Source organism: Candidatus Eremiobacterota bacterium, from assembly GCA_031082125.1.
GTDB lineage: Bacteria > Vulcanimicrobiota > CADAWZ01 > CADAWZ01 > Ess09-12 > Ess09-12.
The window spans coordinates 276,057-286,616 of record JAVHLM010000005.1; the positions used below are offsets into that span (position 1 = coordinate 276,057).

Below are 10,560 nucleotides of genomic sequence, written 5' to 3' on the forward strand. Positions count from 1 at the left end.
TCAGGAGGACAGTATGAGCACGAAGCCTGAGTTCGTCCATCTCCACGTGCACAGCGAGTATTCCCTCCTTGACGGGAGCTGCAGGATAAAGGGCCTTGTAAAGAAGGCCAGGGAACTGGCCATGGGAGCCGTGGCCGTCACGGACCACGGCTCCATGTATGGCACCGTGGAGTTTTTCAAGGCGGCCAAGGAGGCAGGTCTGGTCCCTGTCATCGGCTGCGAGGTGTACGTGGCGCCGAGAAGCCGCCTGCAGAAAGTGGCAAAGATTGACGATGAAAACTACCACCTTGTGCTTCTTGCCAAGGATGACGAGGGATACAGGAACCTTCTCCACCTTGTCTCCGTGGCCCACCTTGAGGGATATTATTATAAGCCCCGCATCGACAAGGAACTGCTCTCCTCTCGCTCCGGGGGGCTTATCGCCCTTTCCGCCTGCCTCCAGGGCGAGATTCCGCAGCTGCTGCTCAAGGGTGAGGCCCGCAAAGCCGAGGAAACCCTTGGAGCTTACGGCGATATATTCGGCAGGGATAACTTCTATCTGGAGCTTATGGATCACAACCTCGCCGAGCAGAAGCGGGTGAACCCCCTCCTGCTCGAGCTTGCAAAGAAATCAGGCGTGCCCGTGGTGGCCACCAATGATACCCATTATCTCAACAGGAGCGATTCGCTGGCCCACGAGGTCCAGCTCTGCATCCAGACCCAGAAGACCTTTGACGACCCCAACAGGCTCGCCTTTGACTCCGAAGAGTTTTACCTGAAAAGCGCCGATGAGATGGCTGCCCTCTTCGGCGAGATCCCCGGGGCTCTCTCGAACACTCTTGAGATTGCGGGGCGCTGCCGCGTGGAGCTTGATTTCAACACGTACCATCTCCCCCACTTTCCTGTCCCCGAGGGAAAGACTCTTGAGGAGTTTCTCGAGGATCTCTGCCACGAGGGGCTGAAAAGGCGCTATACCGAGGTGACTGCCGAGCTTGAGGAGAGGATGCGTTACGAGCTGGGAGTGATCAAGGAGATGGGCTTTTCCGCTTACTTCCTCATCATCTGGGACTTTATAAACTATGCCAAGAAGAGCGGCATTCCCGTGGGCCCAGGCAGGGGCTCGGCGGCAGGGAGCCTCGTAGCCTATCTCCTGGGAGTCACCGATATCGATCCCATAAGGTTCGGCCTCCTCTTCGAGCGCTTTCTCAACCCGGGAAGAAAGAGCATGCCCGATGTTGATACCGATTTCTGTGTAGAGCGCCGCGGCGAGGTGATACGCTACGTAACGGAAAAATACGGGAGCGACCATGTATCGCAGATTATCACCTTCGGCAGGATGAAGGCCCGGGCCGCCATCAGGGACGTGGGAAGAGTCCTCAGCTTCCCTCTTCCCACCGTGGACAGGATTGCCAAGATGATTCCCATGAATGTCACCATTGAGGAAGCTCTCAAGTCTGATGAGCTGAAAAGCCGCTATGAAAGGGAAAAGGACGTGAAGCAGCTCCTTGACACGGCGAAGGTCGTGGAAGGGCTTGCCCGTAATGCTTCAATCCACGCCGCCGGCGTCATCATCTCCAAGAACCCCATCAGCACCTATGTGCCGGTCCAGCGGATGAAGGCCGAAGAAGTGGTAGCCCAGTACGAGATGAACTCCATCTCCGACATAGGCCTCCTCAAGATGGACTTCCTGGGCCTCCGCAACCTCACTGTCATTGATAACTGCCTGAAAATGATAAAGAAAAACCATGGCAGGCTTATCGATCTCAACAGCCTTGCTCTCGATGACGGCCCCACCTACAAGATTCTCCAGGAAGCGAAGACAGTGGGGGTTTTCCAGCTTGAGAGCTCGGGGATGCAGGGCTATCTCAGGCAGCTCCGGCCTGACCGCTTCGAGGACATCGTTGCCATGTGCGCCCTCTACCGCCCGGGGCCTCTGGGAAGCGGCATGGTGGAGGATTTTATCAAGGGCCGCCATGGCAGGAAGAAAGTGGACTACTTCCATCCCAGGCTTGAGCCTATCCTGAAGGAGACCTACGGCGTCATCGTATACCAGGAGCAGGTCATGAAGATCGCCAATGTGCTTGCCGGATTCAGCATGGCACAGGCCGATGACCTCAGGAAGGCCATGGGGAAGAAGAAAAAAGAAGTCATGGACAAGATGGAGAAGAACTTCCTTGAGGGCTGCAAGAAAAACAGCGTGGAAAGAAAGCTCGCAAAGACTATCTGGGACATCATTGTGAAATTTGCCGGTTACGGCTTCAACAAGTCCCACACCGTGGCCTATGCGATGGTCGCCTACCACACGGCATACCTGAAGGCCAATTACCCTCTCGAGTACATAGCGGCGCTCCTCACGAGCGTGATGGACAAGATAGAAAAGGTGAGCTTCTTTATCAAGGAGTGCAAGAACATGGGCATTGACGTTCTCCCTCCCCATATCAACGAGAGCGGCGTGGAGTTCACGGTGACAAAGGGCGCCATCAGGTTCGGCCTCGCAGCCATCAAGAACGTGGGGCGCAATGCCATAGAATCGATTATAGAGACGAGGGAGAGAGTGGGCGCCTTCACCTCCATAGGCCACTTTGTCTCGGAGATTGACGGTCGCCTCGTGAACAAGAAGGTCCTGGAGAGCCTTATCAAGAGCGGCGCCATGGACTGCATGGGAGAAACGCGGGCAACGCTCATGGCATCGCTTGATTACCTCCTCGAGTCGGGGCAGAAGATGCAGAAGCGGAAGCGGTGCGGCCAGATCTCCCTTTTCGAGGCGGCCGGCGATTCAGATTCCGAATGCGAGATTGAGCTGCCGGAGTCTCTTGAAGAGTATGAGAAGGAGAGCATCCTCCGCTTTGAAAAGGAGATGCTGGGGCTTTTCATCTCCGATCACCCCCTCAACTCCGTCAAGGAGGTGATGGAGGCAAAGGTGCCGCACCGCATAGCCGACTGCACCGCCCTTGGCAACGGCGCCCAGGTGGTATGCGCCGGCCTTATCCAGACCGTCAAAAAGATAAGCACAAAGAAGGGGCAGCAGATGGCCTTTGTGAAAATAGAGGACTTCAGCGGTACCGCCGAGGTGGTAGTCCTTCCCAAGGTCTATGATCAGGGGCGAGACTACCTTGAGGAGGACGGCCTCATCATAGTGAAGGGGAAGGTGGAGCTTTCCGAAGAGGAAGCCGAGGCTGTCGCCGACGAGGAGGCCTTCTCGGAGGGGGTAAAGATAATCGCCGAAGAGGTCCATCCTCTGGAAGCCATTGATGCTGTCGAAACACTTACATGGCGGGAGACAAGGAAAATGAACAAATGCTATATCAGGGTTGATCCGTCGAAAATGCTCCAGCTTGCGCCCCTCAAGGAGCTTCTTGAGCGCTCACGGGGGAGCATGCCAGTGTTTCTGCAGCTGGAGAGCTCAGGCGGCCAGAATCTCCTTGAGCTTGAAAAGGACTTCTGGGTGACCTGCACCAAGGAATTCCAGAATGACGTGGAGAAGTTATTAGGGACAGGCGCTCTCTGGAACCAGTAAAAAGATAAATTTTTCCGAAGGATTCCCGGGGAAGCCCCTCTGTGGTATAATGAATGTGCGTCGCCATAAATATAACTTTAGGAGGAAACGGCATGGATAAGGTGGAGGTAGACAAGCTCACCAAGCTCTATAACGAGCAGTACCTCAAGGTGGGGCTTGAGCAGGAGTTATTGAGGGCCAAGCGCTTCGGGAGAGAGCTTTCTCTTCTCCTCCTGGCGGCAGAGATTCCCGCAAAAGTGAAGCAGGACATGCAGTACCGCGTGCTCAAGCAGCTCGGTAATTTTGTCAAGATGTACACCCGTTCAATCGATGTGGGCGTAAGATACGGCGACTGTGTCCTGGTCATTCTCCCCGAGACTCCTCTTGAAGGGGCGCGTCGTGCGGGAGAAAAAGTGAAAGAGCAGATAGAAAAGCACATTTTTGTGCATCACGACAGCGGTTACGAATTCAACGTGAAGGTCACTGTCAAGATAGCGGTATATCCCCATAATGGCGGCGATCGCGCCGAGCTCCTCGAGTTTCTGAAAGAGAACGAGAGCACTCAGATAATAGAACCTCCCCCGTCGGCCGGGGGAGGCGAGGAGAGCCCCGCGGCACCGGTCTCCGAAAAGGCATAAAAAAACGACCCTTGTGCAGGGTCGAAGAGAGAAGGTTTGCCCTCTAAGGAGGCAATCACTGGGCCGTTAAATTCCTGGTACTTATGCAGTGGGACTCCCCCACTGCTTTATTATTATACTCAACAAAAAATATTTGTCAAGAGCAGGTTTTTGTAGATTAATTGACAAATCTGGTAATATATCAACAAAAATTGTTGGTATTCAGCATTATGCATGATTCTCGAGAAATCTCGCGAGGAGGCCTGTTTCGATGCCCAGGAAGATAGTGACGGGCTCCCAGCTTCCCCTGTTCCCGGAAGATCTCTTCTATGTTTCTCAGAGCGATGCCGCGAAGCATCTGGGCATCACCACGAGGCTCATCAATTACTGGGAGAGCCAGGAGCTTCTTCACCCGGAGCTTCAGAGAAAATCGGGGACAAAAGCGAGAAAATACACCCCCAATGATATGGTGGAGCTGCGGTTTATCAAGGGAATGGTCGTGGACCAGGGCTATGCCATACCGAGCCTCAAGGAAAAGCTCGAGTTCCTTGAAGCGCCTTATTATTACAATCCTGAGGACATGTTCTGGGATCTGAAGGAAAAGCAGTGGAAGTCCCGCGACCAGATCGCCGCCGCGGTGGTAAAGAAATCGGAAAAGAAGCTCCGCGAGCTCTTTGCGAGGCTCGCAGAGCGCTTTGAGGTTCCCGGCGGTGAAAGGGAGGAATTTCTCCTCTCCCTCTTTGAAGCCGTGAAAAGCGCCCTGGGAAAACCCTAGGGAGTACTTGACGGCGCAGGGGCCGTCGCCTTGGGAAGGGCCGGTGGTGCCGGGAACAATGACGGGGAAGGAAGGGGCGCCACAGGACTCTGGAGCCCTGGAGCCACAGGTGACGGAGAAGCTGCCGGCAGGGAAGGTGTCGTCCCGGGCGCCTTCGCGACCGCCGCTTCAATATCAGCCATCACCGTCTTCGCGAGCTCCGGTATGTCATCATTCACGACATAATATCCCCCTTCGCCAGGGGTGACCTGCACGAAGTATTTTTTCTCCTCAGGTGATTTTTCAAAGACCAGTGTGGCAATCTGCGCCTTGTCACTGCCGGTGAGAGTCACCGTGAGGGCCGGTTCCCTGCCTGATCCGCTCTCGCCCTTCTCGGTATAGAGGGCGCTCTCAAATTTCCAGATAAGCGAGTCGATTGAGGGGACCTCTTTTTTTACCTTCGGTGGCGCGGTAATCTCCCATCCCTCCTTGTTCCTTTTTGCTTTTACCGTCGTCGTGGCGGTTTTGAGCTCGAAGGAGTCGATATCCTGGGGATCGACGGCAAGCAGATGCCTGTCCATGAAATCTTCACCTGACTTAAAGAGCTTTTTCACGTCATCTTCCTTCACGGTGAATTTCTCTCCCCCCGCGAGGCGCATTGCCGCGAAGATCTTTGCCTTCTTGTCCAGTGTCCCTATGAGGAGGGTCTCCTGGGGCATGTCTTTCTGGTCTATGGTGATTTTCATGGTATAGGCGGTGTCTTCCGGGGAGACAGCCACCTTGGTTTTCCCGCCGGCGAACGTTTCGGCCTTGAGGTTTTTCACGTCCCAGAGAAAGGAGCTCACCTTGGCGCGGTCCGCTTTTGCCGTCATGGGGGCAGTGAGCTTCCAGGAGGGATCTTTCCTTATGGCCGTCCAGAAATTCTGGGGGTTCTCCAGCGTGAAGGTCTTGTCGGGCAGCTGAACGGTGACCTTGGAGACCTTCTCCGGCTCAAGAGGAAGGGCGTCTTTCTCTCGGAACTCCAGTGCGCTCTTTTCGAGATTTGAAGAGAGAGTGGAGTTGATGGTGATCACGGCAGGCTTTCCGGGAAGCTGCACGTAATAAAGGTTTCCCGAGGGGTTCTTGCTCCCGATGAGGATGCTCTGCTCCCCGGGGCTTCCCTTCGCGCCTGCCGTCATGACCTTCACGGTCACCTGGGGCGGCTTGAGGCCGAACATCGTCAGGTCCTGGGGGTTCTCCTCGATGGTCTCGTCTTTTTTCATGTCGGAGAGAAGGGTTATCATGTTCTCGAGAATGCTCTGGGAGGCCAGGGTCCTCTCCGGAGAGGTCATCATCCAGCGCCCTCCCTGTTTCTCAAAGCGCAGCACCTCTTTGTCCTTTACAAGCTCAAGAGCTGTCACGTCTTTCCCTTCAAAGGAAAGAAGCTTTCCCTCGGTCTTTTTCTTTTCCTCCTTCTTTGCGGCCATCTTTACCTCATAGATATAATAGAAGCCGCCTATAAGGAGAAGCACCACTGCCAGTATGAGCGTGACTCTCGTGTTCACCTTAACCCCTCCTTATCCTTACCCAGATGCCGATGAATATGAAGAGCAGCGGGAAGAAGAGCACGGTGAAGAAGCGGATGAAGCTGATGTCCTTCGGAGTGAGCGAGAGGGGCTGGCCGCTCTCGTCCTTGGGCCTGATCGATATGAGGCTCTCTTCCTCGGCGAGCCATCCCATGGCGTTCATAAGAAGGTCCCTGTTGCCGGACTGAGTGACAAAGGCATTGTCGGCTATCTCGGCGCTCCCGAAGACCACCATGCGCCCCTCTTTTTTCTCCTCTTTCGGCGCCGGTGAGGCACCAGGCGAAGGCGGCGGGGGTGGAGGGGCACCGGCTGTCTTGCTCGTCACTGCCGCTGCCACGCAGAGAGGTCCCTGGCGCTCTGTCTTGGGGTCGAATCTTATCTTGTCCGAGGTGGCCTCGGCCTCTTTCAGGCCGGTCTCGTTCCAGCTCTTGGGACTTGAGAAGGCGAGCTCTGCAACCGTCACGCCGGCGGGCAGCTTCTTTTCAATCTCCAGGGACCTGGTGAAGGGGAAGAAGCATACAAGCCTGAAGCCCTCTGTAATGGCATGGGATCCGTACTGCATGATGGCCGGGATTACGACGTCGCCGCCAAAGTAGCGGCTTACCTGGTCGATGACGATGCCCTTGTCCACCTTGATGCCGTACTGCTTCAGCCACTCCCCCGTGGCCTCGGGGAATTCGCCTCCCAGGAGCCAGAATACTTTCCCTCCCTTATCGACAAAAGCCTTGATGAGGTCCAGCTCTTCCTTGTAAAGGGCCTTCCTGGGTCCTGCGATGACGAGTATCTTTGCATCGTCGGGGACCTTCTTGTCGCTCACGAAGCTGAGGGGCTTTGCCTCGTACACTTCCTTCTCCAGGGATTCCTTCAGGATGGAGAGCCCTTCGTCCCGGGAATCGTCAAGAGACAGCTCATTGTGGCCTGTGAGAAAATACACCGCCTTTTTCCCACTTCTGGTCACCTTGAGAAGGGAGTTGGTGAGGCTCTCCTCATCGACGGTGCGCACCTTTTCCCTCTTGTCGCCTGATTCCAGGACTATCACGCCCGCCAGGGTGATGTCGTATTTTTTCGCGAGGAGGGGATTTTTGTTGGGATCAACAAACTCGTAGGAGAATTTGCTGCTCCCATAGCGGTATTGCTGCAGAAGATCCTTTGCCTTCTCCTCATCTCCCTTGTTGAAGAAGCCTATGGCCTTCACCGGGGTGGTGAGGCTTTTAAGGAGCTTCGTGGTCTGCTCTGAAAGGGTGTGCTTCCTGTTCTTGGTGAGATCATAGCTCTTGGGATGCTTGTAGGCGATAAGCATAACAAAGACAAGTATCCCCACGACGATGAGGGTGGTGACGATGGCATTCAGTTCGTATTTAATGGCTCTCTTCATGGTGCGCCTCCTTTCCTAACCTCTCCATTTTCTGGAGATGAGGTTGTAGTAAGTAAGGTAGAGAAACAGGATGGAAAAACAGACGAAGAACAGCACGCTGTTGAGATCAATGACTCCCTTGGTGAAATTATCGAAATTATCGAGAAAGGAGATGCTGGTGAGGAATTTTGACAGGGGGCCCGGTGATGCGGTACCTGTCCACCCGATAATCCAGAACATCAAGAGAGAGGCAAAGGTGCTGAAAGCAGCAACGATCTGGCTGTCGGTGAGTGATGATATCCACATGCCTATTGAAATGGCAGCAATGCTCATCAGCACAATGCCCAGGTAACCCGTGATGACGGAGCTCCAGTCCATGTTCTGCACGTATTTGAACAAGGTGAGAGGGAAGGTGGCGGTGAGGAGGCCGCCAAGGAGCACTACTGCCGCGCAGCTGAAGAGCTTCCCGAAAATGAGCTGGGTCTCCGTGAGGGGGTAGGTGAAGAGAAGCTCAAGGGTGCCGAGCTTTTTCTCCTCCGAAAAGAGGCGCATGGTGAAAAGGGGCGTGAAAAAGAGCATCAGAAAGGCTGTGTTGTTGAGAAGGGGCACGACGATCTGGTCGTTGATGAGAAGCGACTTTGCATACATAGGATTCATCATCGCCTGCATGCTCACCATGCTGTAATGGACTACCCTTATGAAGAAAAGGTAGCCGCAGAGGAGCAAGAGAAAAGTCGTGGTCACGTAGGCGATGGGCGACTTGAAATAGTTGGCGAGGTCCTTTTTCAGTATGGTAATCAATTGTTCACACCTCCCTTTTTCACGATCTCGGTGAATATCTCCTCAAGGGTGAGCTGAATGGGGCGGAGCTCATAGAGGGCAAGGCCTTCATTCACAAGCTTTTCAGCAATTTCTTTCCTTATGAGCATGTTCTTTTCCGTTTGAAGGCTGATGCCAAAAATGTCCTCCCTGAGAGGCGTCACCTTGTCCACTTTCAAGACTCCCCTTATGTCTGGAAGAAGGCTTTCGATCTTCTCCTGCGGCCCGGCCACTTCAAGGTAGACCCTGTCGGAGATCTGGAGGGTGTCGGAGAGGTGCTGCGGCGTGTCTATCGTAAGAATTCTGCCGTTGTTGATGATTATGACGCGCTCACAGGTCTTGGCCACCTCGTCAAGGATATGGGAGGAGAGTATGACGGTGGACTTTCCGGCAAGGCTCTTTATCAGTGTCCTTATCTCGACAATCTGGTTGGGATCCAGCCCCACGGTGGGCTCATCAAGGATGAGCACGTCGGGCTCGTTTATGATTGCCTGGGCGATGCCCACGCGCTGGCAGTACCCCTTTGAAAGCCTCCCTATCAGGTTTTCTGCCTCTTCGGAGAGGCCGCATTTGTCGATGATGGCGGCAATTGAGCTCTTCCTCTCTCTCGGGGGGACTCCTTTAATGGCGGCCACAAAGTGGAGGAACTCGACGACTTTCATATCCTTGTAAAGGGGAAAGTTTTCCGGCAGGTAGCCTATGCGTTTTCTCACTTCAAGCGATTGCTCAAAGATGTCGTAGCCGGCCACTTTGGCCTCCCCGCTTGTGGGAGGAAAATAGCCTGTCAGTATCCTCATGGTAGTCGTCTTTCCCGCCGCGTTGGGGCCGAGAAAGCCCAGGATTTCACCCTTTTCCACTTCGAAGGTGACGTCATTGATGGCGCACTTCTCTCCGTAGAACTTGGTGAGGCCTTTTGCTGATATCACTGCTATCCCTCCTTTGCCTGATACGATTCTTGTTCAGAAAAAAAACCATGCAATTCTTGCGAACGTGCACAGCAGAGAAAAATGTTTCTCCAAAATTTCGAAAAACCCTTCTAGAGGGGGAGGCCCAGATCAAAGTTTTCCAAGCACTTTTGTCAGCACCGGGATCTTCACACCTTTTTCATAGACCAGGAAGGGCCCGCCCTCTGAGAGGGAGCCGAATATGAAGGTGAGGCCGTGGGGCGCCTTACCTCTTGCCATGAGGGTTCCCAGGCCGTGCAGAAGGTTAAGATGGCAGGCCTCGCAGAGCGTGATGAGATTCCAGGGGTCATCGGTGCCGCCCTGTGAGCGCCTCTGAAAATGCCCGGGTTGATGAGTCCGGCTCTCTGTGACTTACGGCTTCTTTTCGTCAATCCCGGCAAGCTGCTCGTCGGTGAGACCCGTGAGCTTCTTCACTGTCTCCCTGTCATAGCCGGCATTGACCATGTTCACTGCAGTCTCCAGCTTGCCTTTCTGCAGGCCTTTCTCAATGCCTTTCTTTATACCAATCCTTTCGGCAGATGAGATATATGCCATGTGCATCCCCTCCTCGTACACTTTCATCTCTTCGACAAACTCTATATCAAGAGGCTCCGGCAGAGCCAGCAGCCAATCGATGAAGAGGTAGAGATCCCTGCGGGCATGCCTACTGAATCCTTTCTCATCCAGGCTTTTCACCAGCCTGTCGGTAATCCTCTTCCCCGTGCCGACCCGCCTGGACAGGCTCTGCAGCTCTCCATCCAGAAACTCGTAATGGTCTCGTTTAATATCTCTGCTCACTTGTGGGAAGAAGAAGTCCAGGAACTCGGGGAGAAAGCTCTGCAGGATAATCTTCCACCCGTCATCTCCGTGGGAGCGTAGTTTGACAGCCACAGCGCCACCTCTTTCATTATAGCATCAGCAGGGGCGTGAGACAAGAGAATTATACTCCCGCCTGCCGTACCATAAGTATAGAGGTGTGCTGTTGCCTCAGGATGTCCCTGATGTTAAAGAAGCTTGGATTATTGTAAAAAT

Annotated in this window: 9 protein-coding genes; 3 read left to right on the top strand and 6 right to left on the bottom strand. The window is 54.2% G+C overall.

Translation table 11 applies throughout. The features are described 5' to 3' along the window. Positions 1-13: 13 nt before the first annotated feature. From RDV48_08165 to RDV48_08175, 3 genes are all read left to right on the top strand, one after another. Positions 14-3,496, top strand: coding sequence for a DNA polymerase III subunit alpha (locus tag RDV48_08165; GenBank protein ID MDQ7822750.1), 3,483 nt, complete (start codon positions 14-16; stop codon positions 3,494-3,496). 92 nt (positions 3,497-3,588) lie between these two features. Beyond that, positions 3,589-4,113, top strand: coding sequence for a diguanylate cyclase (locus RDV48_08170; GenBank protein ID MDQ7822751.1), 525 nt, complete (start codon positions 3,589-3,591; stop codon positions 4,111-4,113). Between the two features lie 250 nt (positions 4,114-4,363). Beyond that, positions 4,364-4,867: a MerR family transcriptional regulator gene (locus RDV48_08175; protein MDQ7822752.1), complete on the top strand. Its 504-nt coding sequence runs from the start codon at positions 4,364-4,366 to the stop codon at positions 4,865-4,867. Here RDV48_08175 and RDV48_08180 read toward each other — a convergent pair. From RDV48_08180 to RDV48_08205, 6 genes are all read right to left on the bottom strand, one after another. After that, the gene (locus RDV48_08180; GenBank protein MDQ7822753.1) at positions 4,864-6,390 is read right to left on the bottom strand and encodes a DUF4340 domain-containing protein; all 1,527 of its coding nucleotides are present in this window, start codon (positions 6,388-6,390) and stop codon (positions 4,864-4,866) included. The genes RDV48_08175 and RDV48_08180 overlap by 4 nt on opposite strands. A 1-nt stretch (position 6,391) precedes the next feature. Further along, positions 6,392-7,786: a GldG family protein gene (locus RDV48_08185; GenBank protein MDQ7822754.1), complete on the bottom strand. Its 1,395-nt coding sequence runs from the start codon at positions 7,784-7,786 to the stop codon at positions 6,392-6,394. Positions 7,787-7,801: 15 nt separating this feature from the next. Next, positions 7,802-8,566, bottom strand: a complete 765-nt coding sequence (locus RDV48_08190; GenBank protein MDQ7822755.1) for an ABC transporter permease subunit — start codon at positions 8,564-8,566, stop codon at positions 7,802-7,804. Next, positions 8,563-9,510, bottom strand: coding sequence for an ATP-binding cassette domain-containing protein (locus RDV48_08195; protein ID MDQ7822756.1), 948 nt, complete (start codon positions 9,508-9,510; stop codon positions 8,563-8,565). The genes RDV48_08190 and RDV48_08195 overlap by 4 nt, the downstream gene beginning before the upstream one ends. Before the next feature lie 129 nt (positions 9,511-9,639). Then, a complete protein-coding gene (locus RDV48_08200; GenBank protein ID MDQ7822757.1) occupies positions 9,640-9,768 on the bottom strand; it encodes a hypothetical protein in 129 nt (42 codons plus the stop codon). A gap of 132 nt (positions 9,769-9,900) precedes the next feature. Further along, on the bottom strand, positions 9,901-10,419 hold the full coding sequence (locus RDV48_08205) for a hypothetical protein (GenBank protein MDQ7822758.1): 519 nt from the start codon (positions 10,417-10,419) through the stop codon (positions 9,901-9,903). Positions 10,420-10,560 lie beyond the last annotated feature (141 nt).

Excerpts from the sequence above, each read along its gene's own strand:
- RDV48_08165 (MDQ7822750.1), top strand. The coding sequence starts at position 14 with ATGAGCACGAAGCCTGAGTTCGTCCATCTCCACGTGCACAGCGAGTAT.
- RDV48_08170 (MDQ7822751.1), top strand. The coding sequence starts at position 3,589 with ATGGATAAGGTGGAGGTAGACAAGCTCACCAAGCTCTATAACGAGCAG.
- RDV48_08175 (MDQ7822752.1), top strand. The coding sequence starts at position 4,364 with ATGCCCAGGAAGATAGTGACGGGCTCCCAGCTTCCCCTGTTCCCGGAA.
- RDV48_08185 (MDQ7822754.1), bottom strand. The coding sequence starts at position 7,786 with ATGAAGAGAGCCATTAAATACGAACTGAATGCCATCGTCACCACCCTC.
- RDV48_08200 (MDQ7822757.1), bottom strand. The coding sequence starts at position 9,768 with ATGGCAAGAGGTAAGGCGCCCCACGGCCTCACCTTCATATTCGGCTCC.